Consider the following 15,994-nt stretch of genomic DNA (forward strand, 5'->3'; position numbering starts at 1 on the left):
GCGTCACATTAGGTAGGTCGGTTGGGCAATGCCGAATCGGGTGTTGGCGTAGCGCTTCAGCGCCGAGGGGCTGAAGTAGGCGTGCTGGCCCAGGGTGTGCAAATCCCGAAAGCAGCGTTGCAGGGGCTGATTCGCGTGTACCGCGCCCGCACCGGTCAGCCCGAATGTCGTATCGACCACCTGACGCGCCGCGCGCATCGCCTCCACGGCGGCCAGCCGGAAGCCGGCACGCTGCTCGAGCGACGGTGGGTCACCGGCGATGGCGGTGTCCCACAGCGCACCGACCTCATCGAGCACGAATGCCCGCGCAGACCTCAAACCGGCTTCGGCACTGGCAAACTCGACCTGGACCGCGGCATCCTGCGCGAGTGGCTCGGGTGCCATGGCACGCAACTTCGTGGTCGCGAGATCGGTGAATTCGTCGAGTGCGCGCCGCGCGATGCCGAGCGGGACACCGACCATGCCGATCCCGGCGAGCGTGAAGAACGGAATTCGCCACAACGCGCCGTCGTGGCGGGCCGCATGGAAGAACGGGCTGATGGTGTGCTCGTCGGGAACGGTGAGACCCCGGGCGGCCACGTCGTTGCTGCCGGTGGCGCGCAACCCCAGGACGTCCCAGTTGTCGACGATCTCGGCCTCGGCGCGCGGGAAGAACGCGAGCCGCTGGTCGGGCCCTTGCTCGGGGATCATTCGCGGCTGGTCGCCGTCGAGGACGAAGACACCGGCCAGTATCCAGTCGGCGTGGCGGCAACCACTGGCAAACGGCCATCGCCCGTCGATGCCGAGCCGGCCGCCGCCGTCCGGGACGGCACGCCCGGTGGGCGCGAAGATCGTCGCCGATAAAAAGTCGGCATCCGAACCGAATAGCGTTGTGGCGACGGCTGGTTCGAGCCAGGCGGTGAACGCCGGTGCGCCGCCGCCGATGGCGGCAACCCAGCCGGTGGAACCGTCGGCACGCGCCAGTTCCTCGATCATCTGGATGTTGTCGACCGGGGTTATTTCGAATCCGCCGAGCGAGCGCGGCTGCATGGCGCGGAAGATGCCGGCCGCGCGCAGTCGCTCGACCAGATCGAGGGGCAATGTCCCGAGCGCCGCGGCTTCATCGGCGCGACGGCTGATCTCGGGTGTCAGGGCGCGGGCCACCGCGATGGAATCGGCACCGTTCGACAGGCTGACGGTGGGGCATGTTGCACTTGTCATGTCACGTTCCCTATTTTCATACAGTTAATAGTATTCAATACAGGAGCATGTACTTAATTATGGGATCTGTCAACAAACAGGCACCCCGCCGCTACGACTCGACCCGTCGGCGCGAGCAGGCCCAGCGCAATCGGGACGCGGTGCTCGTGGCCGCCCGGCAGCGGTTCCTGGCCCAGGGCTACGCGGCGACGACGATCGCCGAAATCGCGCGCGACGCCGCCGTCTCGGTCGAGACGGTGTACAAGGCGTTTACGACGAAGGCCGGCGTGCTCAAAGCGCTGTTCGATGTGTCCGTCGCCGGCGACGACGAGCCGATCCCGATGGTCCAGCGAGACGTGATCCAGGCCGTTGCCGATGAAACCGATGCGGCCCGCAAACTGGACATGTATGCCAAGCACCTGGCCGCAACCATGCCGCGCAGCGCCCCGGTCCAGCTGCTCGCGCGCGATGGCGCCGCGTCGTCGCCGGACGCCGGCGAGGTCTGGAAGCAGACGCGGCAGGAAACGCTGACCGGCATGACGATGTTCGCGGCCGATCTGGCCGGGACAGGACAGCTGCGAGTCAGCGCCAAGGAAGCGCGTGACATCCTGTGGACCTACCACGCACCCGAGCTCTACGAACTCCTTGTCCTGGAACGCGGTTGGTCCGCCACTCGCTACGGCAGGTTCCTGGCCCAAGCGCTGATTGGCGCCCTGCTCAAGCCCGAGGATTGACCCTTACAGCGAGAACACCTGACGCAGGGTGTCGACGGTTTCGGGCTCGCCGGTGAAGGCGATTCGACGCAAAGCCGCCTTGCGCTTGGCGTCGCCCGTCGCGAGACGGGCCGTCACGAGGTCTGCCGCACTGGCGGTGATCGTCACCGTGGGCTCGCCGCGAGCGCCGGCCAGGCGTCCCTGCGTGATCACGAAATCAAAATGGCGACCGTCGATTTCGGCTCGGCACGTCGCTTCCAGTCCCGTCGCCTTGCCCGAGTCGAAGCCCAGCAGGATGCCGGCCAGGAACCCGTTGAGCGGCGTGACCGGCCCTTCGTCGATCGGATCCAGCCGGTCCAGACCGAACCACGCGATGCTCTGAATGATCGGCAGCACCCGCTGCCAGCCCAGGTCGCTGAGCGTATAGACGGTGCGCCCGATGGGTGCCGGGAGGTCGGTTCGGTCGACGAGCCCGGCCTCCTGCAGCTCCTTGAGGCGCTCGGCCAACAGATTGGTTGCGATGCCGGGCAATTCGGCGCGCAGGTCGCCGTAGCGGCGCGGCCCTCCGATCAGCTCGCGCAGGATCAGCAACGTCCAGCGCTCACCCAGGACGTCGAGCCCCCGCGCGATCGGGCAGTTCTGGTTGTAGTTGCGTGTCCGCACCCCCGCAGTTTACCAGCGGCAGACAACCTTTTCCATCTCTTGGTTGATTTATTTGTCTATTAGATTTACTGTCTTGTCCATGGGTAAGAAGCTCGCGCTCGCCGTCATCTGCCTCGGCGTCTTCGTCATCAGCGTCGACGCCACCATCGTCAACGTCGCCCTGCCTACGCTGGCGCGCGAACTCAATGCCGACACCTCGCAACTGCAATGGATCGTCGACGCCTACACCCTGGTCATGTCCGGGCTGCTGCTGTCGGCCGGCAGCTTCAGCGACCGCTACGGCAGACGAGGCTGGCTCAATGCCGGCCTCGCACTGTTTGCGATCACTTCTGGCCTTGCGGCACAGGCGAATTCCGCGGATCAGCTGGTCGCGGCGCGCGCCGCCATGGGCGTGGGTGCAGCGCTGATCTTCCCGACCACACTGGGCTTGATCACCAACATCTTCACCGACCCGGTCCCCCGCGCCAAGGCGATCGGGCTGTGGGCGGCGATGGTCGGTGTCGGCGTGGCGGTGGGGCCGATCAGCGGTGGTTGGCTGCTCGAACATTTCTGGTGGGGCGCCATCTTCATGGTGAACATCCCGATCGCGGTGGTCGCCATCGCCGGCGCCGTCCTGTTCGTGCCGACTTCTCGCGACCCCGCGGCACCACGCGTCGACGTGCCCGGCTTGGTGCTGTCGGCGGCCGGCGTCACGGCGCTGGTCTATACCGTCATCGAAGCACCGACGTGGGGCTGGACCAGTCCCCGCGCCGCGGTCGGATTCACGACCGCCGCTGTCCTGCTCGCCGGGTTCGCGTGGTGGGAGCGACGCTGCACCCATCCCATGCTGGACGTCACGGTATTCGCCAATCGCCGGTTCTCCGGTGGCAGCCTCGCGGTGACCGCGGGCTTTCTGACCTTGTTCGGCTTTATCTTCGTCATCACGCAGTACTTCCAATTCATCAAGGAGTACAGCGCTTTTCAGAGTGGCGTGCGGTTACTGCCGGTCGCCATATCGATCGCGTTGGCCAGCATCCTGGGGCCGCGGCTGGTCGAGTGGATCGGCACCACCGCCGTCGTGGCCGGCGGCCTGGCGGTGTTCGCGGCGGGTCTGGCGTGGGCATCGACCGCGGACGCCGCGACGAGCTACACCGAGATCGCCGCGCAGATGCTGCTGCTCGGCGGCGGCCTCGGACTGACGTTTTCGCCGGCCACCGAATCGATCATGGGTTCGCTGTCCGCGGACAAGGCCGGGATCGGCTCGGCCGTCAACGACACCACGCGTGAGCTCGGCGGCACCCTGGGCGTTGCCATCGTGGGCAGCGTCTTCGCCTCGGTCTACTCGGCACACCTGGGCTCGGCGCCCGCGCTGGCCGCATTGCCGACCGGCGTCACCGCCGCGATGCGTAACTCAATGGCATTGGCGCACAAGGTTATCGAACAGCTTCCCGCGGAGCAGGCCGGCCCGGTGCGCGACGCCGTCAACCGCGCGTTCCTGGACGGCCTGCACGTCGGCTCGCTGGTCTGCGCGGGAATCGCACTGGCCGCGGCGATCGCCGTCGCGGCTCTGCTACCGCCACGGCAGCAGACACGTCAATTGGAAACGGCTCGTCACATGGAAAGGGAAGACGCATGAACACTCGCGTGTTGGTCACTGGCGCGACGGGAAAAGTCGGCAGTGCGGTCGCGGCCCAGCTGCTCGAGAAGGGCGTCGCCACGCGGGCCGTCGTGCACCGTGAAGACGCACGCAGCGCGCGGCTACGCCAGCTGGGAGCCGACGTCATCATCGCCGATATGTTTGACATTCAACAGGTCTGCGCCGCGATGCACGGGATCGACCGGCTGTTCTTCAACCCTCCTTACCACCCGCACGCGCTCGACAGTGCAGTCACCTTCGCCGTGGCTGCCCGGCAGGCGGGTACCGAAGCCGTAGTGGCGCTTGGGCAGTGGTTGGCCAGCCCGCAGCATCCCTCGTTGATGACCCGCCATGCCTGGTTGACCGAGAAGCTTTTCCAGCTGCTGCCGGACACCGCGCATGTGGCCGTCGACCCGGGATATTTCGCGGACAACTATCTGCAGTTGATCCCCGTCGCCGCTCAACTCGGCGTGTTGCCGACACCGACCGGAGCCGGCCGAAATGCACCGCCCTCCAACGAAGACATCGCCCGGGTCGCAGTGGGTGCGCTACTCGATCCGCACCGGCACGACGGCCGCGCTTACCGGCCAACGGGACCGGAGCTGCTCTCGGGAGCGCAGATCGCCGACGCGATCGGCGAGGCGTTGGGCCGACGCGTGCGGCATGTCGACGTTCCCGGGTGGATGTTCATGCGCGCGGTGCGCGTCTACAAGAAGCGGCTCGGCGCCGACCTGTTCTTCGAATCCAGCTTGCGCTACTACCTGCCCGAACACGCGTTGGGGAGCTGGGAGGTCGGCGGCCCGACCACGCATGTGCGCGATGTCGCCGGCGTCGAACCCGAAGACTTTCTGACGATCGCACGGCGTTATGCCAACGTGCCGGAAACCCGCTTTACCGCAGCTAATTTCGCACGCCAGCTATGGAGTTTCATGTTGATCCCGTTGGTGCCGATGCATCGGCTGGATCGGTTCGACCGGCTCCAGCAGCATCCACGGCCCGCACATCCTCAACTGTCCGGGCAATCGTCACTGTGGCGAAGCGAGCACACCGAAAGGATCTCCGCATGAACAGCACCCAGGGAACCCAGTATTCGACCGGCCTGTCACAACACAAGATCGAGCAGGCCTTGCTCGCCGCCGGAAAGGACCTCGAGCACCTGGCACCCGCCGACCTCGGCCTGCTGGAGGACTTCCACACCATGGGCCGCATCGCAACAGGTGCGCTGGTGGACCTCGCCGGGATCACCAGCGCGAGTGCGGTGCTCGACGCGGGCAGCGGGGTCGGCGGCACCGCGCGCTATGTCGCCGACCGCTTCGCCTGCACCGTTACGGCCGTCGACCTCACCGAGGAATACTGCGAAACACATCGCTGGCTCAACCGGCTCGTCGGGCTGGACGACCGGATATCGGTTCACCAGGGCGATGTGACCGCGCTGCCCTTCGCGGACGCCGGCTTCGACGTCGTGATCAGCCAGCATGTTCAGATGAACGTGGCCGACAAGGCGCGCCTGTACGCCGAAGCCCACCGGGTGCTGGTCAACGGCGGACGTCTTGCCGTGTGGGACATCACCATTGGCGATGGTCGCGAACTCTCCTATCCGCTACCGTGGGCCGATCAGCCCGCACACAGCCATCTGGTCGCCCCCGAGGAATTGCGTTCGGTCATCGAGTCTTGCGGATTCGTCGTGCAACAGTGGAACGATCTCACCGACCAGGCGGGGGCCGTCATGCAAGCCCTGCTGGCCCAGCCCGCCGGCCCGCTGGGGCTGCACGCCTTCGTGGCCGACTTCGCCCGCAAGGCGCAGAACCTGACCGCCGCGTTGACCGACGGTCGGCTGCGGGTCATCCAGGGCATCGCCCGGGCGGACAGCGCGGGTTAACTGCCGTGAATGCCTGCCGGTTGGGGAGGTCGTGGGGTGGCGGCGCTGCCGGTTTGGTAGTCGGCCCGACGCGCGCGATGCGATAATTATCGCCGGATGAAGTGAACGAATGTCTCTGTGCCCCAGCATGTTTGAGTTTCAGCACCGGGCCGGGCTGACCGGGTTAGTTGGTGGGTGGGGGTTGGGGTTGGAAGGGGTCATACCACCACCAGTGGGCGCGTTCGCCGGTGGGTCCGGGGCATGGTGGGACGTCGGGTGGGGGTTGGGTGGGTGGGCGCGCCAGTGATCCTGGGCGCAGTGGTTGGCCGTCCTCGTCGGTGACGCTGAGGTGGTCGGCGGGTCCGGTGATGGTGATGACGCCGCGGTGGTGCAGCCGGTGGTGATACGGGCACACCAGGACCAGGTTGGCTAGTTCGGTGGGGCCGCCGTCTTCCCAGTGCACGAGGTGGTGGGCGTGCAGACCCCGGGTGGCCCCGCAGCCGGGGATCGCGCAGCTGCGGTGGCGGTGTTCGAGGGCGCGGCGCAGCCGCCGGTTGATCACCCGGGTGGTGCGTCCGGCGCCGATGAGTTCGCCGTCGCGTTCGAACCAGACCTCGCAGGTGGCATCACAGGTCAGGTACTGGCGTTCGGCGTCGGACAGCAGCGGACCCAGATGCAGCGCCGCCGCGCGCTGCTCAATATCGAGGTGCACGACCACGGTAGTGTGCTGCCCATGCGGGCGCCGGGCCGCCTCACTATCCCAGCCGGCCTCGATCAGGCGCATGAACGCGTCGACGGTGTTCGGCAGCGGGGGCCGCTGATCCGAAGCGCCCCCACCATCGGGGTGATCGCGTTTCCATTCGGCGACAAGCGCGTCGCGGTGTGAGGCCAGCGCGGCGTCGAACTTCGCGGCATCCAGGTGCGGGAGTGTGATCCGGTAGCAGCTGAAGCGTTCATCGGAACTCTGGGTGATCGAGGCTTGCGGGTCCGGCCGGGCCGCATCGGGTTCGGGGTCGGGTCGTGGTTCCAGTGTGACCGCGGTGCGCAGCTGGCTGACCGTGGCCACCGCGGCCAGCGCCGCATAATGCGCATCAGATCCCGCACCCGCGCCGGCGGCGATCACCCCGACCTGATCCAGCGACAACCGACCCTCGGCCATCCCCGCCGCACACCGCGGGAATTCCGCGAGCCGGCCCGCGATCGTGGTGATCGTGTGGGCATTGGCCGAGGACAAGGCCAGCTTCCAGCCCAGCAGTGCCGCCACCGAGCGCGCACCGGTGGCCCCGCACAACTCGTCGCGCTCGATCTCCGCGGCGATCTGCACGATGCGCCCATCAAGGGCATTGCGCTGACCGGCCAACTCCGCCAACTCCTCGAACAACACCCCCAGGCGATCCGGCGGGCACGACACCACAGCCTCAGCAGATGCGGTCAACGACATAACAACATCCTCGCAGCGGGGTACGACAAATCCCGGCCGCTCAAAGCCGCACCGCACCCACCTCGCGTCCCTATCCACAGTCACGAATTTGTCCACAGACCCTGCCGACCGAAGCGAGCCGCATCGTCCGGCGGGTGGCAAGTATGTGGGATCGCTGGCGACCTGCGGTCAAGCATGGTGGAGTGGTATCGCTCAACTACTCCCTACAGTGAGGATCCTTTGTGCTGGGTCTGCCAGAGAAGGTGCGTGCTTGCCTGTTCGACCTCGACGGGGTGCTGACCGACACCGCAAGCGTGCATACCAAGGCCTGGAAGGCCATGTTCGACGCTTACCTGTCCCAGCGAGCCGAGCGCACCGGGGAGAAGTTCGTGCCCTTCGATGCCGCCGCGGACTACCGGACATACGTCGACGGCAAGAAGCGCGAAGACGGGGTTCGGTCGTTTCTGCAAAGTCGGGGAATCGAATTGCCGGACGGCGATCACGACGACTCCGGCGACGCCGAAACCGTTTACGGCCTGGGTAATCGCAAGAACGATATGTTCCAGAAGGTGCTCGAGCGAGACGGCGTCGAGGTGTTCGACGGGTCGCGGCGCTACCTGGAGGCGGTCTCGGCCGCGGGCCTGGGCATCGCCGTGGTCTCGTCGAGTGCCAACACCCGCGAGGTGCTCGAGATCACCGGGCTGGAGCGGTTCGTCCAGCAGCGCGTGGACGGGGTGACGCTGCGCGAGGAACACATCAAAGGCAAACCCGCACCCGACTCCTATCTGCGGGGGGCGCAGCTACTCGACGTCGCCCCCGACGCGGCCGCCGTATTCGAGGACGCTCTGTCGGGTGTGGCAGCAGGTCGTGCCGGGAACTTCGGCTACGTGGTCGGTGTCGACCGAGTCGGCCAGGCCGACGATCTCCGTCGCAGCGGCGCCGACATCGTGGTCACCGACCTCGCAGAATTGCTCCAGGCATGATCACCCAGGAAGCCTTCCCCGTCGAACCCTGGGTAGTCCGCGAGACGCGGCTCGACCTGAACCTGATCGCCCAGTCCGAATCGCTCTTCGCGTTGTCCAACGGGCACATCGGGCTGCGCGGCAACCTCGACGAGGGTGAACCGTACGGCCTGCCGGGCACCTATCTGAACTCGTTCTACGAGATCCGGCCGCTGCCCTACGCCGAGGCCGGCTATGGCTACCCGGAGGCCGGTCAGACCGTCGTCGACGTGACCAACGGCAAGATCATCCGGCTGTTCGTCGAGGACGAGCCGTTCGATGTTCGTTACGGCGAACTCGTGTCCCACGAACGGGTCCTCGACCTGAAGGCCGGAACGCTGACCCGCAACGCGCACTGGCGTTCGCCGGTGGGCAAGGAAGTCAAGGTGACGTCCACCCGGCTGGTCTCACTGGCCCACCGCAGCGTCGCCGCCATCGAGTACTGCGTCGAGGCGGTCAACGAGTTCGTCCGTGTCACAGTGCAATCCGAACTCGTCACCAACGAGGACCAGCCGACGACGTCGGCTGACCCCCGGGTGTCGGCCATCCTGGAAAACCCGCTGGAGGCCGTCGAACACGACGAGACCGACTGCGGCGCGCTGCTGATGCACCGGACCCGAGCCAGCCAACTGATGATGGCCGCGGGCATGGATCACATCGTCGAGGTGCCCGGACGGGTCGAGGTCACCAACGACGCGAGTTCGGACTTGGCACGCACCACCGTGATCTGCGGGCTGCGCCCCGGCCAGAAACTGCGCATCGTCAAATACCTCGCCTACGGCTGGTCCAGCCAGCGCTCCCGGCCCGCGCTGCGTGACCAGGTCGCCGCCGCGCTGCACAGCGCCCGCTACAGCGGGTGGGACGGGCTGGTGAAAGCCCAGCGCGAGTTCCTCGACGACTTCTGGGAAAACGCCGACGTCGAGGTCGAGGGCGACTCGGAATCCCAGCAAGCGGTGCGGTTCGGGCTCTTTCACCTCGTGCAGGCCAGCGCCCGCGCCGAGCGGCGCGCCATTCCCAGCAAGGGGTTGACCGGAACGGGTTACGACGGCCACGCGTTCTGGGACACCGAGGGTTTCGTGCTTCCCGTGCTCACCTACACGCTGCCGCACGCGGTCGCCGATTCGTTGCGCTGGCGGGCGTCGACGATGGACATGGCCCGGGACCGCGCGAAAGAACTGGGACTCGAGGGCGTCAGCTTCCCGTGGCGGACCATCCGCGGCCAGGAGTGTTCCGGTTACTGGCCGGCCGGCACCGCCGCCTTCCACATCAACGCCGACATCGCGATGGCCTTCGAGCGCTACCGCGTCGTCACCGGCGATCAGTCGCTCGAGGCCGATTGCGGGCTGAAGGTACTGGTCGAGACGGCGCGGCTGTGGATGTCGCTCGGACACCATGACCGCCACGGGGTTTGGCACCTCGAGGGGGTCACCGGCCCCGACGAGTACACCGCGATCGTGCGCGACAACGTCTTTACGAATCTGATGGCCGCGCACAACCTGGTGGTCGCCGCGGATGCCTGCAACCGTCACCCCGAGTCGGCCGAAGCGCTGGGAGTCACCCACGAGGAGACCGCCTCCTGGCGGGACGCGGCCGACGCGGTCCACATTCCCTACGACGAAGAACTCGGTGTCCACCAGCAGTGCGAGGGTTTCACCAAGTTCGCGGAGTGGGATTTCGAGAAAAGGCACAAATATCCGCTGCTGCTGCACGAACCGTATGTGCGGCTCTACCCGGCGCAGGTGATCAAGCAGGCCGACCTGGTGTTGGCGATGCAGTGGCAAAGCCACGCATTCACCCCCGAGCAGAAGGCGCGCAACGTCGACTACTACGAGCGGCGCACGGTGCGCGACTCGTCGCTGTCGGCATGCTGCCAGGCCGTGATGTGCGCGGAGGTCGGGCATTTGGAGCTGGCGCATGACTACGCCTACGAGGCCGCGCTGATCGATCTGCGCGACCTGCACTCCAACACCCGCGACGGGCTGCACATGGCATCGCTGGCCGGCGCCTGGATGGCGATCGTCGCGGGCTTTGGCGGCCTGCGCGACGACGACGGCATCCTGGAGATCGATCCCGCGCTGCCCGACGGCATCACCCGGCTGCGGTTCCGGGTGCGGTGGCGTGCCTTCCGGCTGATCGTCGACGCCAACCACAACGACGTCACCTACACCCTGAGCGACGGGGACAGCGGCGAGCTGGCCATCCGGCACGCCGGCGAGGAACTCGTGCTCAAGACCGACTCGCCGAAAACCATCGCGGTGCGTCAGCGCAAAGCACTGCTGCCGGCACCGCCGCAACCGCCCGGCTGCGAGCCCACGCACCGGCGGACCCAGGCCCACCAGCTCGGCGGCAACTGATCGGCAGCTACACCACCGGCGCACCGTCTTCGGTTGCGGCAGAAGCGATCTCGTTGTCAAGTAGCTCGACGATGCGCGCTGTGACCGCGGCGGCGGTGGGGTGTTCCCACAGCAGCGTCGGCGGCAACGCCAGCCCGGTCTGCTTCTCGAGCTGACGCCGCAGCGCGACCGTCATGATGGAGTCCACGCCGATTTCGACCAGCGGCATCCTGGTATCGACGCTGTCGGCAGGCAGGCCGAGTTCGGCGGCCACCGCCGTGAGTACCTGTTGACTCACCCACTCCTCGGTGTCCATGTCACCCGGGCCCACCACCGCTAAATCCTGATGCGGCACAACCGAATCCGTGGCAACCGCGGCCGCGACGTCGGCAAGGATCGGCACCGACGTGGCCTCCGGGAGCACCGGCAGCACCACCGGGTTGGCCTCCTGCGAACGCATCGCGACATCCAGAGCACGCAGTGCGTCGTCCGCGCCGATGGTGTCCATGCCCAGCGCATCCAGTTGCGCGGCAATGTATGCCGAGTCCGAGCCCATACCGAGGCCGCGCCAGGCGGTCCACGCCACGCTCGTCGTGACATCGCCTAGCCCGCGCCGGTACCGTGCCAGCGCATCCAGGAAGGCGTTGCCGCAGGCGTAGGCACCCTGCCCGGGGAAGCCGGCCAGGTATCCGCAGGAGGAATACAGCACCAGCCAGTCCAGTTCGCCCGGCGGGAACATCTCGTGCAGTGCCAGCGCCCCGTCGACCTTCGGATGCATGGTCATCGCGATCTCGTCGATTGTCGTATTCGCCAGGAACACACCGGCTTCCACGCCGGCGGCATGGATCACGCCACGCACCGGCGGCAGGCCGGCCAGCACGGAGCGCAGTTCGTCGGCCGCACCAGTGGCGGCGATATCCAGGGCGACCGAGTGCACCCAGACACCGCGATCCTCCAGCGCGGACACCGCGCGGATCTGCGCCTGATTGTCCGCGCTGGACCACTGCGAGCGTTCCGGCAGCCCGGACCGCGACAACAACAGCACCCGGCGCGCACCCAGATCCGCCAATCGCTCGGCGATACGCAGGCCCAGCACGCCGGTCCCACCGGTGACCAGATAAGTGCCGGCCGGGCTGCATTCCATCGCCGGCCCGGCCGCGTTGGTAATGCTGGCCATCCGGGCGGTCAGTGCGACACCGCCGCGCACCACCACCACAGCGTGGCCGCTGAGCGTGGCCAGCGCACCCAGCGGCAGCCGGTCCTCGGCGAGATCGAGCACGCCACCCCACAGCGTGGGATGCTCGGTCGCGGCCACCCGCGACAAGCCCCACAGTGGGGAACGGCTCACGTCAGTACCCTCGTGCACACCCTGGGTCAGGGTCCACAGACGCGACGAGATGTCGTGGCGCAAAAGCGCTTTAAGGGTTGCCAGCACCGTGTCCACGGCTTCGACCGGCCTCTCGGAGGTGCGAGGCAACACCAGCACGACGGAATCGGAGTCGAGATCGGCGGGGACGTCCGCGGGCGTGGCACATACCCGGTGGGCGACCCCGGCGGCTTTCAGGTCGCGTTCGCACCAGGCGCGGACGGCCGGATCGCCGCCCACCAGCACCACTTCGGCCGGAACGGCTGCGATGTCGAAAGGTGTTTTCTTCCAGCCGATTCGGTGCACGACCCGCGATACGTCGCCGCCGCTGTTCTCGAGTTCCTCGAACGTCATGCCGGTGACCTGCACCAGTGGCCGCCCGGTCAGCGAGGCAATGGTCACGTCGGTGCTGGTGCCCTGATCGCGACGGCGAACGTGCAGCAGCACCGAATCAGAGGGTTTGCCAACGACTCTCACCCGATCGATGCGAGCGGGCATGCGCAGCCGGGGCGCTCCGTCGAATACCGTGGACGCCACCGAGGTGGCCGCATCGATGAGCCCGGCCCACGTCGAGGGATGCGACCCGTCCGGCTCGGCCCGCACCTGCGCCAGGAATTCGCCGTCACCGGCCCAGAGATCGACCACCTCCCAGCCGAAACCCATCTCCGCGACACCGAGTTTCGCGAGCTTGTCCACCACGCTGTTCGGCGGCAACTGCTCGGTGCAGCGGACCCGGATCGCGGTCTCGTCGAGCCGCGGCACCTCGCGGTCGTCGGTGGCGGCGGCAACCGCGGTGCAGTGCGTCAGCCAGCCGCCGACGTCGGAACCGTCATCGTCGACCAGGCGGGTGGCGATCGCCAGCGTCTGATCCTGCAGCACCACCTGCACGTCGCGGGTGCGCCCCGGCGCAACGGGTGTGCGCAGATGCACCTCGGTCAGGTCGGTTCCCGCGGCCGTCAGGAAGGTGTTGAGCAGCACCGCGGCCGGAACGATCTCGGTGCCCTGCACGGGATGGTTGCCGGGATAGGGCCGGGTCGACATGTCCAGCCGGGTCTCCCAGACCCGCGCCGGCACGGTGCCGGTGACGTCGAGCCGGCCCCCGAGCAGGGTGTGGCTGTCGGCGTCGTGGACACCGCGCCCGGCGGGCGGCACGCTCGGGATGCGCCAGAAGTCGCGGTGCTGCCACCGGGTCCCCGGCAGGTCGCCGGCCCACGGCGTGGCCGCGGTGACGCCGTGAGCCACGGGTGCGCCGTAGCAGTGCAACGCGGCGAGCGCCGCGGCGACGCAGCGCCGCGCCGGCTGGTCACGGCGCAGTACACCGACGGCCGCGTGCGCCTCGATATCCAAGTGCAGCAGCGTTTCCGCAATGGAGTGTGACACCACCGGGTGGGCCGAAACCTCGAGGAAGAGCCGGTGGCCGTCCTCGGCCGCCGCCGAGACCGCCTCGGCAAAGCGAACCTGGTCGCGCAGATTGGCGACCCAGTAGTCCGGTCCACGCGACGCCGAGGACCGCGGATCGGCCAGCGCGGTGGTGTACAACGGAATCCGGGCCGGCCACGGCTCCGGCAGCGCAGCGGTGAGCCGCGCCAGATCGGCGGTGAGCGCGTCCATCGCCGGGCTGTGGAACGCGACGTCGGTCCGGACGCGGCGCACCATCAGGCCGTCGCCGGCCCAGTGGCCGGCCACCTCGTCGACGGCTGCGACGGTGCCCGATATCACCGTCGAGGTCAGCGACGCGCTGATGGCCGCCACCACGTCGCTGCGCGCGCCGAGCCGCTGCTGGGCATCGGCGAAGGGCAGCGGTACCAGCGCCATCGCGCCCTGGCCCATCACCTTGCGGAAACCCCGGGCGCGGTAGCACGCAACGGCCGTACCCTGCGCCAGGTCGAACACTCCCGCGGTCACGCAGGCCGCGACCTCGCCGACGGAGTGTCCGATCACCGCCGCGGGACGCGCGCCGCGCTCACGCAGCACCGCGGCCAGGCCGACCTGCATCGCAAACGTCAGCGCCTGCACCTGGTCGGTGCCGCCCAGTTCGCCGCGGGTCAGCGCCTCGCGCGCCGAGAAGCCGAGCTCGGTGCCGAAGATCGGATCGATCGCGTCGATCACGGCGGCGAACGCCGGTTCGGCGGCCAGCAACTCCTGGCCCATCTGCGGCCAGTGCGAGCCGTGCCCCGAAAACACCCACACCGCACCGTCTTGCGCACCGGGCAGCACGGTGCCGCGCACCACGGCGGCGTCGCGTCCGCCGTCGGCCAGCGTGCGCAACCCGTCCAGAAGTTCCTCGGAACCCTCGGCGACCACGGCCGCGCGCACCGGTTCGTGGCTGCGGCGGGCCCACAGTGTCGCCGCGACTTCGGTCAGGGCGATGTCGCGGTCGCCGAGGTGCTCGGCCAGTGCGGCCGCCTGCGCGCTCAGCCGGCTCTCCGAGCGACCCGACAGCGGAATCGCCAGCGGTCCAGTCGATTTCGTGAGTTGTGCCGCCGACGCCGGTGGTGCCTCCTCGAGCAGCACGTGCGCGATGGTGCCACCGTAGCCGTAGCTGCAGACCGCCGCCCGGCGCGGGTGATCGGGCCGCCGCGGCCAGGCCTGCGCCACGGTCGGCACCCGCAGGCCGCTGCCGGCCCAGTCGACGGCCGGGGTGAGGTTGCGCACGCCCGCCGTCGGCGGAATCCTGCGGTGGTACAGGGCCAGCACGGCCTTGATCAGGCCAACGGCCCCGGCACCGCCCTCAAGATGGCCGGTGTTCGGTTTGACCGACCCGACCAGCGCGGGATCGTCGTCGGGACGGGCGGCACCGTACACCTGCGCCAGCGCCCCCACTTCGACGGGATCGCCTGTGGGAGTGCCGGTTCCGTGGGCTTCGATGAAATCGACGGTGGCCGGGTCGATCGCCGAGGACCGGCATGCCAGCCGGAACAGATCGGCCTGGGCGGCGCCGTTGGGCGACATGATGCCGACCGTGCGGCCGTCCTGAGCGACCGCGCCGCCGCGGACCACGGCCAGCACCCGGTCGCCGTCACGTACCGCGTCGGCGAGCCGCTTGAGCACCACCACGGCCGCGCCCTCGCCACGACCGTAGCCGTCGGCGGCGGCGTCGAAGGTCTTGCAGCGACCGTCGGGAGCCGTCGCGCCGGCCTGATCGAGCACCCGGGTCAATCCGGGTCCGATCAGCGCGCTGACGCCGCCGGCCAGCGCCAGCGCCGTCTCACCGGAGCGCAGCAGTTGGCAGGCCTGGTGCACCGCCACCAGCGAGGCCGCGCACGCGGCGTCGAGGGCCACGCTGGGGCCGCGCAGGTCGAGCAGGTGTGACACCCGGTTGGCGATCCCGCACAGCGAAGTGCCGATACCGGTCCACGCCTCGATGCCGGGCAGGTCCTCCATCAGGAGCTTGCCGTAGTCGTCGGAGTTGACGCCCATCAGCACGGCGGTGTCACTGCCGGCCAGTGACCGGGGCGGCACGCCGGCGTGTTCGAGCGCCTCCCAACTGACCTCGAGGGCCAGCCGCTGCTGCGGGTCCATCAGCTCGGCCTCGCGCGGCGAGACCCCGAAGAACTCGGCGTCGAAACCGGCGAGGTTGTCGATGAACGTGCCCCACGGGGTGGTGTCCTTGAGCACCGCGGCGTTGCGCGGGTCGCGCCACAGATAGGGCTCCCACCGGTCGGCGGGCACCTCGCGCACCGCACTGCCGCCGGCGAGCAGGAAATCCCAGAACGCCTCGGCGGTGTTGACATCACCGGCCAGCCGGCAGCCGAGGCCGATGACGGCGATCGGTTCCGGTATCGCGTTCGGCTTCACGTGCGGTGCCGAAAGTTGGTCATCGGGGCCACCATTCAATGTCATGTC

The 15,994-nt window shown here is 68.3% G+C and carries 10 protein-coding genes; 6 read left to right on the forward strand and 4 right to left on the reverse strand.

Annotated elements, in window-relative coordinates:
- Positions 1-3: 3 nt before the first annotated feature.
- Positions 4-1,200: an acyl-CoA dehydrogenase family protein gene (locus AAHS21_RS00155; protein WP_342925741.1), complete on the reverse strand. Its 1,197-nt coding sequence runs from the start codon at positions 1,198-1,200 to the stop codon at positions 4-6.
- Positions 1,201-1,259: 59 nt separating this feature from the next.
- Here AAHS21_RS00155 and AAHS21_RS00160 point away from each other — a divergent pair, with 59 nt between their 5' ends.
- Positions 1,260-1,913 (forward strand): helix-turn-helix domain-containing protein, encoded by a 654-nt coding sequence (locus AAHS21_RS00160; protein WP_342925742.1) that lies wholly within the window; start codon positions 1,260-1,262, stop codon positions 1,911-1,913.
- Positions 1,914-1,916: 3 nt separating this feature from the next.
- Here the strand turns inward: AAHS21_RS00160 and AAHS21_RS00165 are convergent, their stop codons facing one another.
- Positions 1,917-2,555 carry a helix-turn-helix domain-containing protein gene (locus AAHS21_RS00165; RefSeq protein ID WP_342925743.1) on the reverse strand — a complete coding sequence of 213 codons (639 nt, stop codon included), beginning with the start codon at positions 2,553-2,555 and terminating at the stop codon, positions 1,917-1,919.
- 79 nt (positions 2,556-2,634) lie between these two features.
- On the opposite strand from AAHS21_RS00165, the gene AAHS21_RS00170 reads away from it, so the two are divergent.
- Genes AAHS21_RS00170 through AAHS21_RS00180 form a run of 3 tightly spaced genes read left to right on the forward strand, consistent with a single transcriptional unit; the run spans position 2,635 to position 6,049 of the window.
- The gene (locus AAHS21_RS00170) at positions 2,635-4,170 is read left to right on the forward strand and encodes an MFS transporter (protein WP_342925744.1); all 1,536 of its coding nucleotides are present in this window, start codon (positions 2,635-2,637) and stop codon (positions 4,168-4,170) included.
- Positions 4,167-5,237: an NmrA family NAD(P)-binding protein gene (locus tag AAHS21_RS00175; protein WP_342925745.1), complete on the forward strand. Its 1,071-nt coding sequence runs from the start codon at positions 4,167-4,169 to the stop codon at positions 5,235-5,237. The genes AAHS21_RS00170 and AAHS21_RS00175 overlap by 4 nt, the downstream gene beginning before the upstream one ends.
- A complete protein-coding gene (locus AAHS21_RS00180) occupies positions 5,234-6,049 on the forward strand; it encodes a methyltransferase domain-containing protein (RefSeq protein WP_342925746.1) in 816 nt (271 codons plus the stop codon). The genes AAHS21_RS00175 and AAHS21_RS00180 overlap by 4 nt, the downstream gene beginning before the upstream one ends.
- A gap of 163 nt (positions 6,050-6,212) precedes the next feature.
- On the opposite strand, the gene AAHS21_RS00185 is transcribed toward AAHS21_RS00180, so the two are convergent.
- Positions 6,213-7,469 (reverse strand): HNH endonuclease signature motif containing protein, encoded by a 1,257-nt coding sequence (locus tag AAHS21_RS00185; RefSeq protein WP_342925747.1) that lies wholly within the window; start codon positions 7,467-7,469, stop codon positions 6,213-6,215.
- A gap of 221 nt (positions 7,470-7,690) precedes the next feature.
- On the opposite strand from AAHS21_RS00185, the gene AAHS21_RS00190 reads away from it, so the two are divergent.
- On the forward strand, positions 7,691-8,431 hold the full coding sequence (locus AAHS21_RS00190) for a beta-phosphoglucomutase family hydrolase (RefSeq protein WP_342925748.1): 741 nt from the start codon (positions 7,691-7,693) through the stop codon (positions 8,429-8,431).
- Complete coding sequence (locus AAHS21_RS00195) at positions 8,428-10,803, forward strand: glycoside hydrolase family 65 protein (RefSeq protein WP_342925749.1); 2,376 nt, start codon at positions 8,428-8,430, stop codon at positions 10,801-10,803. The genes AAHS21_RS00190 and AAHS21_RS00195 overlap by 4 nt, the downstream gene beginning before the upstream one ends.
- A gap of 7 nt (positions 10,804-10,810) precedes the next feature.
- Here AAHS21_RS00195 and AAHS21_RS00200 read toward each other — a convergent pair whose 3' ends face one another.
- Positions 10,811-15,991, reverse strand: coding sequence for a beta-ketoacyl synthase N-terminal-like domain-containing protein (locus AAHS21_RS00200; protein ID WP_342925750.1), 5,181 nt, complete (start codon positions 15,989-15,991; stop codon positions 10,811-10,813).
- Positions 15,992-15,994: the final 3 nt, after the last annotated feature.

It is taken from the genome of Mycobacterium sp. 050272, from assembly GCF_039023525.1.
GTDB lineage: Bacteria > Actinomycetota > Actinomycetes > Mycobacteriales > Mycobacteriaceae > Mycobacterium.